The following is an 18,057-nucleotide window of genomic DNA, read 5'->3' as shown; positions in this document are numbered from 1 at the left end:
TCCGGAAAAAAGGTGGTGAAAACCTGTGGCATCTTTACGCGATATAAAAGCGAAGATTAACTCGACAAAGAAAACGAGTCAAATTACGAAAGCGATGGAGATGGTATCTGCATCTAAGTTAAACCGTGCAGAGCAAAATGCTAAATCTTTCGTTCCGTATATGGAAAAGATTCAAGAAGTAGTAGCGAGCATTGCGCAAGGAAGTAAAGGGATTAATCATCCAATGCTAAATGCGCGTCCTGTAAAGCGTACAGGATACATCGTTATTACATCTGATCGCGGACTAGCAGGTGGTTATAACAGTAACGTATTACGTACAGTAAGTAACGTAATTCGTGAACGTCATAATATGGATTCAAACCAATATTCAATTATTGTGCTTGGACGACTAGGACGTGATTATTTAAAACGTCGCGGCTTTAACATCATTGATGAAGTAGTTGGATTATCTGACCACCCATCATTTATTGATATTAAAGATATTGCTTCTCGAGCAATTGCGATGTTCGCAGATGGTACTTATGATGAGCTGTACATTTACTACAATCATTATGTAAGTAAAATTTCACAAGAAGTAACGGAGAATAAAATTTTACCGCTTACGGATGTGGCGTCTGACAAACCGACGACAGCTTATGAATTCGAACCTTCTGAAGAAGAAATTTTAAAAGTATTATTGCCACAATACGCAGAAAGCTTAGTGTACGGTGCATTACTAGACGGTAAAGCAAGTGAGCACGCGGCGCGTATGACAGCAATGAAGAGTGCTACAGACAACGCAATGGAAGTTATCGATTCACTTACACTTTCATTCAACCGTGCACGTCAAGCAGCGATTACGCAAGAAATTACGGAAATCGTTGGTGGAGTAGCAGCGTTAGAATAGTAATAAAAAGCGTAGGCGGTTCGTTCAGAATGAGAGGGGGATGGAGCTTTTGACGTAGAGGCGATTTGTGCCTCGCAGGAAAAAGCGAAGCCACCGAACATTCTAACCGCTGGAGCTAGATTCAATAAAAAGCGTAGGCGGCTCGTCCAGAACAGGAGAGTCGCGTAAGCTATAAACTAATAAAAATTAAAAGCCGACTTCTCTTAGAAAGCTGGCTAATTAAAAGAAAGCTAGGAGGGAACCCGATGAATAAAGGGCGCGTTACGCAAATCATGGGTCCGGTTGTAGACGTTAAGTTTGATGGCGGAAAGCTACCAGAAATCTACAACGCCCTTACGGTAAAACAAAGCAACGAAAACGGAGCAAGCATTAACTTAACATTTGAAGTTGCACTTCATTTAGGTGATGACACAGTTCGTACAGTTGCGATGTCTTCCACAGATGGACTTGTTCGTGGCACAGAAGTAGAAGATACTGGTAAAGCAATCTCTGTACCAGTGGGTGATGCAACACTTGGTCGTGTATTTAACGTATTAGGTGATGCAATTGACTTAGATGGTGAAGTTCCTGCCGATGTACGTCGTGATCCAATTCACCGTCAAGCGCCTGCATTCGAAGAGTTATCTACTAAAGTAGAAATTCTTGAAACTGGTATTAAAGTAGTAGATTTACTTGCCCCTTACATTAAGGGTGGTAAGATCGGTCTATTCGGTGGTGCCGGTGTAGGTAAAACAGTATTAATTCAGGAATTAATTAACAACATCGCACAAGAACACGGTGGTATCTCTGTATTCGCTGGTGTAGGTGAGCGTACTCGTGAAGGTAACGACTTATACCACGAAATGAGCGATTCTGGCGTAATTAAGAAAACTGCGATGGTATTCGGACAAATGAACGAGCCACCTGGAGCACGTCAACGTGTTGCATTAACGGGCTTAACAATGGCTGAACATTTCCGTGATGAGCAAGGACAAGACGTACTATTGTTCATCGATAACATCTTCCGTTTCACGCAAGCAGGTTCTGAAGTATCTGCCCTTCTTGGTCGTATGCCATCTGCGGTAGGTTACCAACCAACACTTGCAACAGAAATGGGTCAATTACAAGAGCGTATTACATCTACAAATAAAGGATCTATCACGTCTATCCAAGCGGTATATGTACCAGCCGATGACTATACGGATCCAGCACCAGCTACAACGTTCGCTCACTTAGATGCAACAACAAACTTAGAGCGTCGTTTAACACAAATGGGTATTTACCCAGCCGTAGATCCATTAGCATCTACATCTCGTGCACTTTCTCCAGAAATCGTAGGAGAAGAGCATTATGGAGTAGCTCGTCAAGTACAGCAAACTTTACAACGTTATAAAGAGCTTCAAGATATCATCGCTATCTTAGGTATGGATGAGTTATCTGAAGAAGATAAGTTAGTTGTACATCGTGCTCGTCGTATTCAATTCTTCTTATCTCAAAACTTCCACGTAGCTGAGCAGTTTACAGGTCAAAAAGGTTCTTACGTACCTGTAAAAAATACAGTTAGTGGTTTCAAAGAAATTCTAGAAGGAAAATATGATGACCTTCCAGAAGATGCATTCCGTCTTGTTGGTAGCATTGAAGAAGTTATTGAAAACGCGAAGAAAATGATGGCGTAAGGCCTTAGGAGGGACGAATTATGAAGACATTTCCAGTCAGTATTGTAACTCCTGATGGACCGGTTTACGAAAAAGAAGTAGAAATGGTAAGTGTAAAAGCAGAGAGTGGGGAAATGGGGATCTTACCAGGTCACATTCCAACTGTTGCACCGTTAAAAATTAGTGCAGTTCGTCTGAAACATGATGGGCACACTGATTATGTAGCAGTAAGCGGTGGCTTTATCGAAGTTCGTCCAGATAAAGTAACTGTATTATCATCATCTGCTGAAGAAGCAAACCATATCGACATCCATCGTGCAAATGAATCGAAACGTCGCGCTGAGCAACGTATGCAAGAGAAACAAGCACATGTTGACTTTAGACGTGCAGAAATGGCCTTGCAGCGTGCTGTGAACCGTTTAAACGTTTCTGATATGAAGTAAAAAAACCGTAAAGGCTTTGCCTTTACGGTTTTTTTTATAAATGATAGTTCATGAATAATTTTACAAAAATGGTATAATTATATTGGTGTTTGTATAAGTAGAGAATGTACAACAATTTATATTTCATAAAGGAGATGAATCAATGATCGGTGAAATGAAACGAGAAGCGTTGCACTCTTTAAAGGGAAAATGGGGACTAGGTGTTGGATCAACGATTTTATATTTTATTTTAAGTTATGTTGTTTCAATGGCCGCAATGCTTATACTTTTAATTCCAGGACTTATTATATTTTTCTTATTCGCTGGTTTAACAGGCTCACTTGAAGAGGAAACAATATCAATCGGAGCAGGTGTTACATTTGGGATCTTTTATTGCATAATGATCATTTTGAGTAATGCATCATACGGTATTACATCATACGGTTATACGAATGTATTGCTACAAATTAGCAAACGAGACAGTGCAAAAGTAGATCACTTATTTGAAGGGTTTCGTGGTTTTAAAAGAATGATGAAAACAATGTGGGCAATGCTTGCGATTTTGTTATATACAGGTACATGGATTCCGATGTTGTTACTAGGTTTATTCGCGTTTTGGGGTGAAGAAGGGAATACGTCGTTTGCAATTGCTTTCTTCGTATTATTAGCTATTTCAATTGTCGGCATGATTGTGATGTATTTTTCTTATGCGATGACGTATTATGTGATGATTGAAAATCCAGATTATAGCGTTTCACAGGCGATGAAAGAAAGTAAGAATCTTATGAAGGGACATAAACTAGATTTATTTCTTCTATGGCTTAGCTTCATAGGCTGGGCTATTTTAGCGATTCTTACTCTTGGAATAGGGTTTCTTTGGCTTAGTCCATATGTAGGTACAACGACAGCACATTTTTATCGCTATATTGCAAAAGGTGAATTGCAGTAGGTACGTGCTATACTAATGGAATTGTTACGTATAGGAGGCTAATTATGATTAGTGATTTAAAAGGAGAAGCGCTAGATTCACTAGAAGGAAAATGGGGCTTAGCTGTTGGGGCAACATTACTTATTTCGATTCTTACTTCAGTTTTTAGTTTTAGTATTCAGTTCATTCTCTCTCAGGTTTGGGAGTGGAAAGAAGTGAATAGCTCACTTTCAATAGAGGTTATTACAATATTATTGGTGGGGCCTTTAACGCTAGGGGGTTATTGTTTAGCGCTACATATAATTCGTGAAAAAGAAGCGCGTATTGGGCATATATTCAGATGGTTTACAGCAGGAAGTAAGTTTATAAAGTCATTTTTATTATATATAGTAGTAAACATTTATATTTTCTTATGGTGCTTACTATTTATTATTCCAGGCATTATTAAATCATTTTCTTATGCGATGACGTATTTTATTATAAATGATCATCCTGAGTATTCAATAAATCAAGCTATTACAGAAAGTCGTCGTATGATGGCTGGACATAAGATGGAGTATTTCATTTTATGTTTAAGTTTTATTGGTTGGTTTATATTAAGTTGTATTACATTAGGGATTGGATTTTTATGGTTGATTCCATATTTTTATACAACGGCAGCAGCTTTTTACGAAGAGATTGCAGAGGAATATTACGAAAAAAAAATTCCAACACTTTAAAAAAACACCCAGTGTGAACTATTGGTTCATACTGGGTGTTTTTTGTAAAAATTTTATAAACTGTTTACTTGTTAGAGGTTTACTGAAATAGTAACCTTGCATGTATTTACAGTTGTTTTTTTGCAGAAACTTAAGCTGTTTTTCTGTTTCAATTCCTTCAGCAACGACAGAGAGATTTAAAGTATTTGCAAGAGAAAGGATAGTGGAAACGATGGCTCTCTCTTCAGGTCGATGATCGGCTAGTTGTGTAAATTCTTTTGGTACCTTTAATGTATCGATAGGGAAAATTGATAAATAAGCAAGAGAAGAGTAGCCGGTACCGAAGTCATCAAGGGACGTTTGAATACCATATTCTTTTAATTGCTTTAGTCTCGATAATGTTTCCTTTTCATCAATCATCGCAATTCGTTCTGTTAGTTCAAGTGTTACATCTTTCGGGTCAATCTTTACGTCCTTTAGTATTCGTGAAATATTTTCGATGAATTGATTTTGTGTAAATTCTTTCGCTGATAAATTGACACTCATTTTTAAGTTTGTGTATCCAAAACTTTGCCATATTTTTAGTTGACGACAAGATTCTTGTAGCACCCAATGTCCAAGTGGGATGACCTGCGGAGTCTCTTCCACAATTGGAATGAACTCACATGGTGAAATGTCACCTAATAGTGGATGTTTCCAACGTATTAATGCTTCAGCACCGATAATTTTATTTGTTGTCGTATCAATTTGTGGTTGATAGACGAGATAAAATTCGTTGTTTACTAAAGCGAGTGGCAAATCTTTTTCGATTCGAGCCTTACGTTCCATTTTCTTGTATAGTTCTTTCGTGTAAAGAGAGCTACGATTTTTCCCTTTATTTTTTGCCTCGTACATGGCCATATCGGCATGTTGTAAAATAGATAGTGGGTCTTCTCCTGCTTCAGGGTATATGGCAATCCCGATACTCGGTGAGATTCGTAAATGTTGATTTTCGATTTCGAATGGTTCGTACATGGCTACTACAATCATATCAGCTATCCTTTTTACATCTGTCCTCTTTTGATAATTTTCGATAAGGATTGTGAACTCGTCCCCAGCTAGTCGAGCAAGTTTCATATTCTGTGTTGATATTCGTTCGAGCCTTTTTGCTACTGCAATTAATAAGAGATCTCCTACCCGGTGACCGAGTGTATCATTAATAACTTTAAAGCGATCTAGGTCTAGAAACATAACAGCAAAAGGTCTTTTCGATATTTTTGCTCGTGCAAGTGCTTCTTCTAACTGCTGATGAAATGAACGGCGATTTGCAAGTTCCGTTAAGGTATCGTGATATGCTAGGAAGTTAATTTGTTCTTGTTGATGCTTGCTTTCTGTAATATCTTTAATCATTAAATAGGCCCCAGAAATATGTTCCTTTAAAAAGATGGGAACAGCTGTAACATGCAAGTAGTAAATATCCCTATTTTTATGATATGCCCGTATTTCTAAAGAAATAGATTTCCCTTTTTTAACGTGACGAAAGGCATTAATGATTTCTTCCAAATCTTCTTTATACATAAGTGAATAGTATGGTTGGTTTAATAATTCATTCGTTTGATAACCGAGTAAAGTAGTTCCAGCGTTGTTCACATTGAGGAAATTACCGTACAAATCTAATGTGAAAATTGGATCTGGATGATGCTCATATAAAGATTTAAACATTTGTTGGTTATGATATAACTCATTTTTTTGTTCTACTAAATCTTCTGTACGTAGTTCGATTTGTTTCTCGAGTTCCAAGTTGAATTGCATTTGTACTAGCAATAATATTTTATTTTGTCTTCGAACTAACATATGGCGTATGAGAACGAAGGCGAAAGTTACTATAAGTCCAATTACTACGCTAGGTGCAAAAACATTTTCGACCAATAGAAAAACAATAAGCATCACTACAGAAATATACGGTAATGATAATCGGATTGATTCACCCACTTGAGGTGTTAGTAATACTTGTTCTTGTTTTTCAGGCTCTTGTGTGTGAAGTATACAAGCGATTGCTACTAATACTAGGGTTACTTGATATAATGGAGCAACTGTGAACATAGAGTGCTCGGGCTGGAAGTATTTGATATAAGCATAAATAGCATCCGTAGTAGCATACAAAATTAAAGAGCTGCCAAGAAGAGCGCCAACTTGTTTTGGTAGTAAGAATAATGGCCTGAATAAGAGGTTGATTCCTATTAAAAGAAAGAGTAAATCAGCCATTGGATACGTGAGTTGAACAAACATGTCGATATATGATGTTGTAAAAATATGAATGGTTCTTTCAATAAGCAAATAGTAGCTTAAAGTAAATTGAGCTGTAACAATAATACAAATATCACATATCGTAAAAAGCTGCTCCAATAAGTCTCGGCCATAAATAATTTCATATAGAAAGGCAAATGCAAAGCTAATTAAAAATAATAAGTAAAAAAAGTCTGATGGATCAACGAATGTATAGTAGTCATGCAAAATTAAGCGTTGATAAGCAACTACTATATCGCCGATGAAATAAGAGAAAGATCCGATAGTTAATATCATCCAAAATAAACGAGCTAACCCTTGTTTCATATTGAAAAAGTAAAATATATAACTACAAATTGTAATATCAATTAATATGGTACTTATTCCAGTTAATATTTGAAATGGAAGTGCGTATTCATATAAAAAGGGCATTGATACGTAATGAATAGTTATATACAACAATGCAATGCTTATTAGAATACTTACATGTGTTTGTTTTTTCATTTATATCACCCACTGTATATACATAAGAACCACCTTTTTGTAGTTTATGTTTTTTAGGATTGCTTGAAAAACATATAGAACTTCTATATTTATTTTACACATTTATTATGAGTTGTAAAAATAGATTTGCTCAGTAAGTATTAATTGTTGTTTCTGTTCCCAATATATCGACATAGGAATTTGAAGTTTGCTATAATGGACTAAATAGTTGCATTATTTAGAAAAATTTAAAAATAATAAATAATGCAAGTAAGACATATTGTTTACTATGTGAACTTGTTCTTAATTCAGGGGGGAGGGTTTCACAATGGCAAGTGTATATGAAAATAGTTATATGATCGTTTTGATTTTCTTGCTATTAGGTATATTGCTGCCGGTAGTGGCTCTTACATTAGGAAAAATGCTGCGTCCAAATAAACCGAGTGCAGCGAAAGCGACGACGTATGAGAGTGGAATTGAGCCTTTTCATGATGCAAATATTCGGTTTCATGCTCGTTATTATATTTTCGCTTTATTGTTCGTCATCTTTGATGTAGAAACTTTATTTTTATACCCATGGGCTGTTGCATATGACAAGCTGGGTTTATTTGCACTGATTGAAATGCTCATTTTTGTTGTGATGTTGCTAGTTGGATTAGCGTATGCTTGGAAAAAGAAGGTGTTACAATGGTTATAAATTTTGAGGAATTACACCCGCAGGATCGAGCGGAATTAGAAAGAAATATCTTTTTTTCTACATTGGAACAGTTGAAGGGATGGGCGCGGAGCAACTCTTTATGGCCGATGACATTTGGACTGGCATGCTGTGCGATTGAAATGATGGGAGTAGGCTCATCACATTACGATTTAGATCGATTTGGGTCATTTTTTCGGACTTCACCAAGACAATCGGATGTCATGATTGTGTCAGGAACGGTAACGAAGAAAATGGCGCCTATTGTTCGGCGCTTATATGATCAAATGCCTGAACCAAAGTGGGTAATTGCGATGGGGTCTTGTGCAACAGCCGGTGGTCCGTATGTGAATTCGTATGCTGTTGTGAAAGGTGTAGATCAAATTGTACCAGTTGATGTGTATATTCCTGGATGCCCTCCAAATCCTGCTGCTTTAATTTATGGAATTAATAAATTAAAAGAAAAAATTCGTTACGAGGCGAGGACCGGGAAGCAGGTGACGAATAAATGAGTGATCGAAATAAAGACTTAGAAAGCATGAAAAGAGAAGCAGCCCGTCATGCGAAAGAGGAAGCGCGAAAACGTCTTGCTGCGAAACATGAGGCGGAAATGTCTAAACTTGAAGAACATCGAGAAAAAGAGAAAGCGCTACCAAAAGATAAGGGGTTTAATGTAGAAGAAGCGAAGGCGAAAGCCGCAGCAGCCGCAAAAGCAAAAGTAGCGGCATTAGCGAAGCAGAAGCGAGAAGGAAACGAAGGAGTAACGGACGAAGAAAAGGTCAAAGCGAAGGCCGCAGCAGCAGCCAAAGCAAAAGCGGCGGCACTAGCGAAGCAGAAGCGAGAAGGAAACGAAGAAGTAACGGACGAAGAAAAAGCAAAAGCAGCGGCACTAGCGAAGCAGAAGCGAGAAGGAAACGAAGAAGTAACGGACGAAGAAAAAGCAAAAGCGAAGGCAAAGGCTGTAGCAGTTGCAAAAGCAAAAGCGGCAGCGTTGGCGAAAGTGAAATCCTCGCAAGGTGATGGGGATTCTGGAGATGAGAAAGCAAAAGCGGCAAGGGCAAAGGGAGCTGTAAATAAGATAGAAGATGAACCGCAGCAGGAAGAACCATCAGTTAACCAACCATATTTAAATCGCTATGTGGAGATTGTTAAGGAGAAGATAGGGGAATATGCATTAGTAGATTCCTATATTAATAAGCTTTCAAAAGATGTTCCAACGCTTGTGGTGGAGCCTTCAAAATATTATGAAGTGATGGAATTGCTACGATCCCATGAGGGACTTGCTTTTGATTATATGTCAGAGCTACATGCGACGGATTTTGTGACACATATGGAAGTGTATGTTCATTTATTTTCATATGGAAAGAAACAGTCAGTAGCAGTGAAGGTAAAGCTGGATAGGGAAGCGCCGCAAGTAGAATCGGTGACGCCGCTTTGGAAAGGGGCAGATTGGCCGGAGCGTGAAGCGTATGATTTGCTCGGTATTGTATTTGAAGGTCATCCTAATTTATCTCGCATTTTAATGCCAGATGATTGGGTAGGGTATCCGCTTAGGAAAGATTATGAACCGTATGATGTGGAGGTGTAGCTTGTGATCCGTACGGAAGAGATGCTCTTAAATGTAGGACCGCAGCACCCGAGTACACATGGTGTGTTTCGGCTTGTAATTAAGATTGACGGGGAAATTATTAAAGAGGCTACACCAGTTATCGGATATTTGCATCGCGGAACAGAAAAGATTGCTGAGAGCTTGCAATATACGCAAATTATCCCGTATACAGATCGAATGGACTATTTATCAGCAATGACGAATAATTACGTCATTTGCCACGCTGTAGAGACGATGATGGATCTTGAGATTCCGGAGCGTGCTGAATATTTACGGGTGCTTGCGATGGAGCTTGGGAGAGTTGCGAGTCATCTCGTCTGGTGGGGAACGAACTTGCTTGATATAGGAGCGGTTAGCCCGTTTCTATACGCCTTTCGTGAACGAGAGATGATTATAAATTTATTAAATGAATTGTGCGGTGCAAGGCTTACTTTCAACTATATGAGAGTCGGCGGCGTGAAGTGGGATGCGCCAGACGGCTGGATTGAAAAGGTGAAAGAGTTTGTTCCGTATATGAGAGAGCAATTGGCAGGTTACCACGACCTCGTTAGCGGAAATGAAATTTTCTTAAATCGTGTGAAAGGCGTTGGTATATATAACGCAGAAGAGGCGATTTCATATTCTTTAAGCGGAGCGAATTTACGGTGCACGGGGGTAAACTGGGATCTTCGTAAAGATGAGCCGTATTCTATTTATGATCGTTTTGACTTTGATGTTCCTGTTGGGATCGCGGGAGATGCTTGGGATCGCTACGTTTGCCGGATGGAGGAAATTGAGGAGTCATTGAAAATTATTGAGCAAGCAGCCGAGCAGTTCCCGAAAGACGGCGCTGTGCTGGCGAAAGTTCCGAAAATTATTAAGGCACCTAAGGGAGAAGCGTTCGTCCGTATAGAGTCACCGCGGGGAGAGATTGGCTGTTATATTGCTAGTGATGGAAAGAAAGAGCCGTACCGTTTGAAATTTCGCAGACCGTCTTTTTATAATTTGCAAATCTTACCGAAATTATTGAAAGGTGAAAATATCGCCAATTTAATTACGATTTTAGGTGGGGTTGATATTGTACTTGGGGAGGTTGACGGCTAATGATTGAGACACTCTTACAATCACCTTCAAGCTGGACGAATTTCTTCATTTTTTTCGGGTTAGCGGTGCTTCTATTATTTGCAGTCCTTGGCTTCGTTACATACGGTATTTTGGCAGAACGGAAAGTAATGGGATTTATGCAAGGACGGATTGGACCAAACCAAGTTGGGGGCCGGTTCGGTTTACTACAAACGGTAGCTGATGTTTTGAAACTATTATTAAAAGAAGATAGTATTCCGAAAGCTGCTGATAAACCGTTGTTTATATTAGCACCTGTTATTGCATTCGCACCAGCATTTATGGTACTTGCGGTTATCCCGTTTACTGATAAATTTCAGTTCGCGGATATTGGCGTAGGGTTACTGTATTACATTGCTGTTTCTGGGATTACGACGATCGGAGTTGTAACTGGGGGATGGGCATCAAATAATAAATATTCGCTCTTAGGAGGGATGCGTGCGGCGGCGCAAATGATTTCTTATGAGATTCCACTTGTAATGAGTGTAATTGGCGTCGTTTTGTTAGCTGGTAGCCTTAATTTAAATGAAATTGTAGCGGCGCAAGAGAAGGTATGGTACATTTTCGCACAGCCAATCGGTTTCGTCATTTTCTTAATCGCGGCAGTTGCAGAGTTAAATAGGACACCGTTTGATTTACCCGAAGCGGAGTCAGAACTTGTTTCAGGATACCATACGGAATATTCGGGGTTTCGCTGGGCGTTTTTCATGCTTTCAGAGTATGTATATTTCTTCGGAATGGCATCTTTAATTACAGTACTCTTTTTAGGCGGATGGAATCCAGTTATGTTCCTTGGATTTATTCCAGGAGCCGTATGGTTTGCTTTGAAATTCAGCAGTGTGGTCTTTCTATTAATTTGGTTCCGCGTTACGTTCCCGCGTATAAGAGGTGACCAGTTAATGGAGTTTGGCTGGAAAGTATTATTACCGATCGCGCTTGCAAATATTTTCTTAACGGCATTGATTAAGGAGCTATTCTTCTAATCTATAAAGGGGGTGCCAGTAAGAGATGAAAGGACTATTTAAAGGGTTAAAATATACGCTTAGTAATTTGAGTAAGAAAAAGGTGACGTATGATTATCCGAATCAACCGTTGCCATTACCAGACCGCTTTCGGGGTATTCAAAAGTTTTATCCAGAGAAATGTATTGTTTGTAATCAGTGTTCCAACATTTGTCCGACAGATTGTATTCAATTAACGGGAAAAAAACATCCTGATCCTACGAAAAAAGGAAAAATTATCGACACGTACGATATTAATTTTGAAATTTGTATTCTTTGCGATTTATGTACAGAAGTTTGCCCGACAGAGGCGATTGTAATGACAAATAACTTTGAACTCGCAGAGTATTCACGTGATGATTTATTTAAAAATTTGCAGTGGCTTGACGAGAACGACGAGAACGTCAGGAAGGAGAATAAAGCATGAATGGCGAGTTTGTAGCTTTCTTTATATTATCCTTGTCTGCGATTATCGGCGGCGTTCTTATGCTGAACTTAACGAAAGTAATGCATATGATGCTGGCTCTTGTGCTTACATTCCTTAGTATTGCGGGTTTGTATTTTCTCTTATCAGCTGAATTTATCGGAGTTGCACAAATTTTACTTTACTCTGGTGCGATCACTATTATTATGATTTTTGGCATTATGTTAACGAAACATAACGCGGAAAATGAATCGCGCCTTACTCTTCGAAAATGGATTATCTTCTTTGCGGTTGTAGCATTTGGAGCAGTTATGTATTTCGCTGTTAATAGTATCGATTTTTCAAATCAAAGCACACAAGGAAGTTTACCTCTCCATGAAAACAACACACTTCAAATCGGTACACTTCTCTATTCAAAATATATTATTCCATTTGAGTTAACCTCAGTTCTTTTACTTGTAGCACTTGTAGGAGCGATTATCCTTGCGAAGAAGGATGAGGGAGAGGAGGATTCCCATGAGTAGCGTTCCAGCTTCTGCGTATTTAACACTTGCGATTATTTTGTTTTGCATCGGCTTATTTGGAGCTTTAACAAAGCGAAATACAGTAATTGTATTAGTTTGTATCGAATTAATGCTAAACGCCGCCAATTTAAATTTAGTAGCGTTTAGTAAATTAGGCTTGTTTCCGAATTTAACAGGACAAATATTTTCGCTGTTTACGATGTCTGTAGCGGCAGCGGAGGCAGCGGTAGGTCTTGCAATTTTGATTGCTTTGTACCGTAATCGCCCGACAGTTCATGTAGATGAGATGGATACGCTCAAAGGATAGCATTGTGACCGAAAAGGGGGAAGGAAACAATGATCGATTATGCATGGCTCATACCGCTTTTCCCGCTTGTTTCGTTTTTGTTACTTATTGTGTTCGGGAAGAAAATTAGAGAGGGAAGTAGTGTACTAGGTATTTTCTTTACCTTTCTCTCCTTTATATCCGCGGTAGTGGTACTAATAGAACGGTTTTCATCCGAGGCAGTGAAGCATAAGTGGGTATGGCTTAGGGTAGGGGATATAGATATATCATTTGGTTTTGAAGTTACCGCATTAGGAGCTTTAATGTTGTTTATCGTTACGCTTGTGAGTTTTCTTGTACATGTGTACTCAAAAGGTTATATGAAAGGTGACGCCAGATTATCAACCTTTTATGCATATTTAGGGCTCTTTACATTTGCGATGCTTGGGCTAGTTATATCGACGAATTTATTACAGCTTTATATATTTTGGGAGTTAGTCGGCCTTGGTTCGTTTTTACTTATCGGTTTTTATTTCTTTAAAGAAGAAGCGAAGGCTGCTGCGAAAAAGGCTTTTATTATGACACGCATTGGGGATGTTGGGCTATTTGTTGGGATGATTTTAATTTTTTGGCACGCAGGTAGTTTTGAATATGACGCGATTTTTAAAGCGATTCATACGGGCGACCTCTCTCCTTCTATGATTACAATAACGGCGATATTAATTTTTATCGGTGCGATGGGGAAATCGGGTCAGTTCCCGCTTCATACATGGTTGCCAGATGCAATGGAAGGACCGACGCCTGTTTCGGCGCTTATTCACGCGGCAACGATGGTTGCAGCCGGCGTATATTTAGTAGCGACGATGTTTCCACTATTTTCAGCAAGTGCGGTAGCGATGCAAACTGTGGCAATCGTTGGGGCTTTCACCGCAATCTTTGCGGCCTCTATTGGTCTAGTGCAAACAGATATTAAGAGGGTTCTTGCTTACTCTACAGTTAGTCAGCTCGGGTATATGATGCTTGCGCTAGGCTCTGCTGGTTATGTAGCTGGTATCTTTCACTTAACGACACATGCCTTTTTTAAAGCATTATTGTTTCTGGCAGCAGGAAGTGTAATTCATGCAGTCCATACGCAAAACATTAATAAAATGGGCGGTTTACAGAAAAAGATGAAAGTAACCGGTGCACTATTTTTAATAGGCACACTTGCAATTAGTGGTGTTCCTCTTCTTTCTGGATTTTTTAGTAAAGATGAAATTTTAGCGGCGGCTTGGATGAATGGCAATTACTTTCTATTCGCTTTAGCAGTAATTGCGGCATTTCTAACAGCATTTTATATGTTCCGTTTATACTTTCTTGTCTTTACAGGGGAAGCGAAGACGAAGGAAGAGGTGCATGAATCGCCTCGCACCATGACGTATCCGATGATTGTCCTTGGTGTTCTTGCGGTAGTGGCAGGCTATATAAATACACCGTGGTTCGGGACGTTTCTTGGGGATTGGCTGACGAAGGATATAGGATTCAAGGTGAAGGAAGTGCATGGACCTGTTTGGATTATGGTTGTTGCGACGCTCGTTTCATTCGCTGGAATTGCCCTCGCATATTTCATATATGGTAAGAAATCTATCTCTAGAGATTGGGCCGGCGGAGAAGGGACGCCTCTTTATAACCTTTTGAAAGAAAAATATTATGTGGATGAACTATACAATGTGACGGTGCTTCCTATTACGAAAGGAATCGCTCATGTGCTTCGCTTATTTGAAGTATACGTTGTAGAAGGAATCGCAGTTTTAATTGCTGGATTCGTTAAAGGTATGAGTGGCCTAGGATCACGGCTTCAAAACGGGAATGTACAAGTGTATGGAACTGTAACAGCAGTTTCGCTCGCAGTGCTCCTAATTATTTTGTTATATACGGGAGGGGATTTACGGTGAATGGATTGCTATTAACGTTCTTCATTTTTTCCCCACTTTTAGGAATTCTCTTGCTTTTATTAACGCCGAAACGAGAATCGCGTACAGTGCAGGCGCTTGGTTTATTCGGAACGGCGCTTCCATTTGGAATTGCTATCGTTCTCGCTTGTACATACGCTTCAGGAAAGAGTTTATCGATATTTGATGAAAAAGTGAAATGGATTAAATTTGGGGATTTCACAGCAGTGGACAAAAGGTGGTTTTCAATTTATTACGAGCTTGGTATTGATGGTTTATCGCTTGTAATGATGGTGCTCACAGCCCTTCTAGCGATGCTTGCAGCTATTGCGGCATTTTCTGTTAAAAGAAATTTGAAAGCATTCTACATGCTGTTACTCATGCTAGAAATAGGGATGCTCGGTGTCTTCGCTGCTCAAAATTTAATGCTGTTCTTCATCTTCTTTGAAATTACGTTGCCGCCAATGTTTTTATTAATTGGCAAGTGGGGGAAATTGTCGAGTGAAAAGGCTGCATATAGTTATTTAATATATAACGGTATTGGATCAGCTATTTTACTTATCGTTTTCTCGGTTTTATTTGCGAAAACAGGTACGACAAATATTGCGGAGCTTAAAGAAATATTAACGAGTGTAGGTGCTGGGGGAGGAATGGCTGTCTCAAGTAGCTTACAGTTCGGCTTGTTTCTTGCCATAATGATTGCTTTTGCGATTAAATTCCCTGTTTTCCCTTTGCATCGCTGGATGGTCAATGTACATATAGAAGCGCATCCGGCCGTAGTTATGCTTCATGCGGGGGTTTTGTTGAAGATTGGCGCGTACGGTATTGTTCGTTTCGGGAAAGGGCTATTCCCAGAATATTTTCGTGAGTTTGCAACGCTAATTGCGATTTTAGGAGTCATTAATTTATTGTACGGGGCCTTTCTAGCACTCATCCAAACGGACTTTAGAAAGGTGCTTGCTTACTCTAGTATTTCGCATATGGGCATTGTATTAATGGGTCTTGCGGCGTTAAATGCACCAGGTACACAAGGGGCGCTGTTCCAAGTTGTGTCTCACGGTTTAATTGCGGCCTTGCTCTTCTTCTTGCTTGGCATTATTGAAGAGCGTTTCGGGACTTCGGATATTACAGCACTTGGTGGACTCGCAAAAAGTGTTCCTGTGCTTAGCGGTTTCTCCCTAGCGGGCGGTATGGCATCGCTTGGAATGCCAGGGATGTCTGGATTTATTAGCGAATTCCTTGCCTTTCTCGGTTTATTCCAAGGGAAACCTGTTATCGCCGCCACCGGTGTACTTGGAATTATTTTAACCGCTGTATACGTATTAAGAGCGACACTTCAAGTGACATTTGGTAAGAAAGAATGGGAAGCGAAACCTGATATACACGGATGGGAGTACGTTCCTGTTATAGTGCTTATCGTTTGTATTATTGCAATTGGGGTAATGCCAGAACTACTAGGGGATCCGCTTCAAACTACATTGAAAACATTGGGGGTGAAGTAGGATGGATATGAACACATTACTTAGCTTATCATGGCATTTCATGGTACCAGAATTCATTATTCTCGGGGCAGCCATCCTTCTTTCCGTATGTGATTTGTTTTTTAAGCTGAACCATAGGTACGTTGCGATTGGTGCAATTGTCGCTGTCTTGTTAGCGATAGTGTCATTAATTACGCTATACAGCGAACCGGCAGGAGATATTTTAAACGGATCGTTTGTATTAGATGGATTCTCAAAAGGGTTTAAAACGTTGTTATTAGTGGGGGGAGCTCTTGTCTTATGTATGGCAATGAGTGATGACGAAAAGGATCCTATTCAAGATAAGGGAGAATATTATTACTTAATGTTAATGGCGCTTCTTGGAGCGATGTTCATGGCTTCTAGCGTTGATTTCATCACACTATTCGTCGGTTTAGAGTTGCTTTCGCTTTCTTCATACATTCTAGTAGGAATCCGAAAGAGAAACCGCGCATCGAATGAGGCTGCAATGAAATATGTCATTAATGGAGGAATTGGAACAGCAATTACGCTCTTTGGAATGAGTTACTTATACGGTATTACAGGGTCGACCAACATAGTGGAAATGCAAAAGGCATTTACGCAAGGGTTGGCTGGTGGCATTCAATTATTGTTAGCTCTCGCATTTCTACTTTTGCTCGTTGGACTCTCATTCAAAATTGCAACAGTGCCATTTCATATGTGGGCACCAGATGTGTATGAGGGAGCGGCTACACCTGTCACTGCTTTTCTCGGAACGATTTCTAAAATTGCTGGTTTTCTACTCATTACGCGTTTGTTTCTTATGGTGTTTGCAGGTGTGGCAATCCAAGGAGACGCACAATCTTTGTACGGGCGTATGAGTATATACATTGCTGTACTAGCTAGTATTACGATGATTGTTGGGAATGTAGTAGCATTAAAGCAATACAACGTAAAACGTCTATTTGCCTATTCAGGTATCGCGCATGCTGGGTATTTGCTAGTCCCCCTTGTAGCGCTATCACAGTTTACGATGGATAGTATGTGGTTTTATATGCTTGCATATATGCTTATGAATATAGGAGCATTTGCAATCATCCACGGATTAATCTTACAAAATGATAAGGAAAATATGACGATTTTTACAGGATTATATAAGCGATCCCCCTTTACAGCTATAGTGATGACGGTCTTTATTTTATCATTAGCTGGAATACCGGGGACAGCAGGTTTCATCGGAAAAATTAACATCTTTTTAGGGGCACTTCATGTTGAACCTGCCCATTACGTATTAGCTTCTATTATGATGGGGACAACAGTTATTTCATTCGTATATTACTTCCGGATATTACAGCAAATGTTTTTCCGCACGGGAGAGACAGAAGAAAAGCTTCGGTTACCGTTAAATATAAAGATTGTCATGAGTCTTTGCGCAATTTCAATTGTAATACTAGGGATTATGCCGATGATTGGTTACAATTTCTTCTATGAATATTTTCCATTAATGAAAGATTTCTTCTTCTTAGGGAACGTGGTACAATAGTAAAAATAAAGGGTGTAGAGTCCGTACTCTACGCTTTTTATTTTGGAGTAACAGCAAATGAAAACACCTATAGGTATATGTTTTTTAACAGGAAATTACGATGTAAAATGTAAGATGCTTATTTGCGTGTGAAAAAGTGTGGCTCCTACTTATTTGTGGCATCGTTTT

Annotated in this window: 17 protein-coding genes; 16 read left to right on the top strand and 1 reads right to left on the bottom strand. The window is 39.3% G+C overall.

Annotation, left to right across the window (positions count from 1 at the left end):
• Positions 1–25 precede the first annotated feature (25 nt).
• The 5 genes from atpG (at position 26) to MHI07_RS25085 (ending at position 4,589) form a co-directional block, all read left to right on the top strand.
• Positions 26–886 carry a F0F1 ATP synthase subunit gamma gene (atpG, locus tag MHI07_RS25105; protein ID WP_340826759.1) on the top strand — a complete coding sequence of 287 codons (861 nt, stop codon included), beginning with the start codon at positions 26–28 and terminating at the stop codon, positions 884–886.
• Positions 887–1,131: 245 nt separating this feature from the next.
• The gene (atpD, locus tag MHI07_RS25100; RefSeq protein ID WP_002144743.1) at positions 1,132–2,541 is read left to right on the top strand and encodes a F0F1 ATP synthase subunit beta; all 1,410 of its coding nucleotides are present in this window, start codon (positions 1,132–1,134) and stop codon (positions 2,539–2,541) included.
• Between the two features lie 20 nt (positions 2,542–2,561).
• Positions 2,562–2,963 (top strand): F0F1 ATP synthase subunit epsilon, encoded by a 402-nt coding sequence (atpC, locus tag MHI07_RS25095; RefSeq protein WP_002113040.1) that lies wholly within the window; start codon positions 2,562–2,564, stop codon positions 2,961–2,963.
• A 142-nt stretch (positions 2,964–3,105) separates the two neighbouring features.
• On the top strand, positions 3,106–3,891 hold the full coding sequence (locus tag MHI07_RS25090) for a DUF975 family protein (protein WP_002113039.1): 786 nt from the start codon (positions 3,106–3,108) through the stop codon (positions 3,889–3,891).
• A gap of 44 nt (positions 3,892–3,935) precedes the next feature.
• The gene (locus MHI07_RS25085; protein ID WP_002159785.1) at positions 3,936–4,589 is read left to right on the top strand and encodes a DUF975 family protein; all 654 of its coding nucleotides are present in this window, start codon (positions 3,936–3,938) and stop codon (positions 4,587–4,589) included.
• Between the two features lie 18 nt (positions 4,590–4,607).
• Here the strand turns inward: MHI07_RS25085 and MHI07_RS25080 are convergent, their stop codons facing one another.
• Complete coding sequence (locus MHI07_RS25080; RefSeq protein ID WP_340826756.1) at positions 4,608–7,337, bottom strand: putative bifunctional diguanylate cyclase/phosphodiesterase; 2,730 nt, start codon at positions 7,335–7,337, stop codon at positions 4,608–4,610.
• Between the two features lie 307 nt (positions 7,338–7,644).
• On the opposite strand from MHI07_RS25080, the gene nuoA reads away from it, so the two are divergent.
• The 11 genes from nuoA to nuoN are packed head-to-tail and all read left to right on the top strand — an operon-like array spanning position 7,645 to position 17,889.
• Positions 7,645–8,013 (top strand): NADH-quinone oxidoreductase subunit NuoA, encoded by a 369-nt coding sequence (gene nuoA / locus MHI07_RS25075; RefSeq protein WP_000179270.1) that lies wholly within the window; start codon positions 7,645–7,647, stop codon positions 8,011–8,013.
• Positions 8,004–8,522 carry an NADH-quinone oxidoreductase subunit NuoB gene (nuoB, locus tag MHI07_RS25070; RefSeq protein ID WP_088079753.1) on the top strand — a complete coding sequence of 173 codons (519 nt, stop codon included), beginning with the start codon at positions 8,004–8,006 and terminating at the stop codon, positions 8,520–8,522. The genes nuoA and nuoB overlap by 10 nt, the downstream gene beginning before the upstream one ends.
• Positions 8,519–9,598: an NADH-quinone oxidoreductase subunit C gene (locus MHI07_RS25065; protein ID WP_340826753.1), complete on the top strand. Its 1,080-nt coding sequence runs from the start codon at positions 8,519–8,521 to the stop codon at positions 9,596–9,598. The genes nuoB and MHI07_RS25065 overlap by 4 nt, the downstream gene beginning before the upstream one ends.
• A 3-nt stretch (positions 9,599–9,601) precedes the next feature.
• Positions 9,602–10,702: an NADH-quinone oxidoreductase subunit NuoD gene (gene nuoD, locus MHI07_RS25060; RefSeq protein ID WP_340826751.1), complete on the top strand. Its 1,101-nt coding sequence runs from the start codon at positions 9,602–9,604 to the stop codon at positions 10,700–10,702.
• Positions 10,702–11,703 (top strand): NADH-quinone oxidoreductase subunit NuoH, encoded by a 1,002-nt coding sequence (gene nuoH / locus MHI07_RS25055; protein ID WP_002144750.1) that lies wholly within the window; start codon positions 10,702–10,704, stop codon positions 11,701–11,703. Before nuoD ends, nuoH begins: the two co-directional genes overlap by 1 nt.
• A 25-nt stretch (positions 11,704–11,728) precedes the next feature.
• Positions 11,729–12,148, top strand: coding sequence for an NADH-quinone oxidoreductase subunit NuoI (gene nuoI, locus MHI07_RS25050; RefSeq protein ID WP_000677191.1), 420 nt, complete (start codon positions 11,729–11,731; stop codon positions 12,146–12,148).
• Positions 12,145–12,669, top strand: coding sequence for an NADH-quinone oxidoreductase subunit J (locus tag MHI07_RS25045; protein ID WP_204209441.1), 525 nt, complete (start codon positions 12,145–12,147; stop codon positions 12,667–12,669). Before nuoI ends, MHI07_RS25045 begins: the two co-directional genes overlap by 4 nt.
• Complete coding sequence (nuoK, locus tag MHI07_RS25040) at positions 12,662–12,976, top strand: NADH-quinone oxidoreductase subunit NuoK (RefSeq protein ID WP_000100081.1); 315 nt, start codon at positions 12,662–12,664, stop codon at positions 12,974–12,976. Before MHI07_RS25045 ends, nuoK begins: the two co-directional genes overlap by 8 nt.
• A gap of 29 nt (positions 12,977–13,005) precedes the next feature.
• Entirely contained in the window at positions 13,006–14,868 is a 1,863-nt protein-coding gene (nuoL, locus tag MHI07_RS25035; RefSeq protein ID WP_340826749.1) for an NADH-quinone oxidoreductase subunit L, read from the top strand.
• A complete protein-coding gene (locus MHI07_RS25030) occupies positions 14,865–16,367 on the top strand; it encodes an NADH-quinone oxidoreductase subunit M (RefSeq protein ID WP_340826748.1) in 1,503 nt (500 codons plus the stop codon). The genes nuoL and MHI07_RS25030 overlap by 4 nt, the downstream gene beginning before the upstream one ends.
• A gap of 7 nt (positions 16,368–16,374) precedes the next feature.
• Positions 16,375–17,889 (top strand): NADH-quinone oxidoreductase subunit NuoN, encoded by a 1,515-nt coding sequence (gene nuoN, locus MHI07_RS25025; protein ID WP_340826924.1) that lies wholly within the window; start codon positions 16,375–16,377, stop codon positions 17,887–17,889.
• The last annotated feature ends 168 nt before the right edge of the window (positions 17,890–18,057 follow it).

Origin of the sequence: Bacillus sp. FSL H8-0545, assembly GCF_038006105.1 — a bacterium.
GTDB classification, from domain to species: domain Bacteria; phylum Bacillota; class Bacilli; order Bacillales; family Bacillaceae_G; genus Bacillus_A; species Bacillus_A cereus_U.
The sequence above is the reverse complement of the archived record's forward strand: the minus strand, read 5'-3'. Positions and strand labels throughout refer to the sequence as shown.

Bases quoted from the DNA above. Each gene is read 5' to 3' on its own strand.
- atpD (WP_002144743.1), top strand. From the start codon at position 1,132: ATGAATAAAGGGCGCGTTACGCAAATCATGGGTCCGGTTGTAGACGTT.
- atpC (WP_002113040.1), top strand. From the start codon at position 2,562: ATGAAGACATTTCCAGTCAGTATTGTAACTCCTGATGGACCGGTTTAC.
- MHI07_RS25090 (WP_002113039.1), top strand. From the start codon at position 3,106: ATGATCGGTGAAATGAAACGAGAAGCGTTGCACTCTTTAAAGGGAAAA.
- MHI07_RS25085 (WP_002159785.1), top strand. From the start codon at position 3,936: ATGATTAGTGATTTAAAAGGAGAAGCGCTAGATTCACTAGAAGGAAAA.
- MHI07_RS25080 (WP_340826756.1), bottom strand. From the start codon at position 7,337: ATGAAAAAACAAACACATGTAAGTATTCTAATAAGCATTGCATTGTTG.
- nuoA (WP_000179270.1), top strand. From the start codon at position 7,645: ATGGCAAGTGTATATGAAAATAGTTATATGATCGTTTTGATTTTCTTG.
- nuoB (WP_088079753.1), top strand. From the start codon at position 8,004: ATGGTTATAAATTTTGAGGAATTACACCCGCAGGATCGAGCGGAATTA.
- MHI07_RS25065 (WP_340826753.1), top strand. From the start codon at position 8,519: ATGAGTGATCGAAATAAAGACTTAGAAAGCATGAAAAGAGAAGCAGCC.
- nuoH (WP_002144750.1), top strand. From the start codon at position 10,702: ATGATTGAGACACTCTTACAATCACCTTCAAGCTGGACGAATTTCTTC.
- nuoI (WP_000677191.1), top strand. From the start codon at position 11,729: ATGAAAGGACTATTTAAAGGGTTAAAATATACGCTTAGTAATTTGAGT.
- MHI07_RS25045 (WP_204209441.1), top strand. From the start codon at position 12,145: ATGAATGGCGAGTTTGTAGCTTTCTTTATATTATCCTTGTCTGCGATT.
- nuoK (WP_000100081.1), top strand. From the start codon at position 12,662: ATGAGTAGCGTTCCAGCTTCTGCGTATTTAACACTTGCGATTATTTTG.
- nuoL (WP_340826749.1), top strand. From the start codon at position 13,006: ATGATCGATTATGCATGGCTCATACCGCTTTTCCCGCTTGTTTCGTTT.
- nuoN (WP_340826924.1), top strand. From the start codon at position 16,375: ATGAACACATTACTTAGCTTATCATGGCATTTCATGGTACCAGAATTC.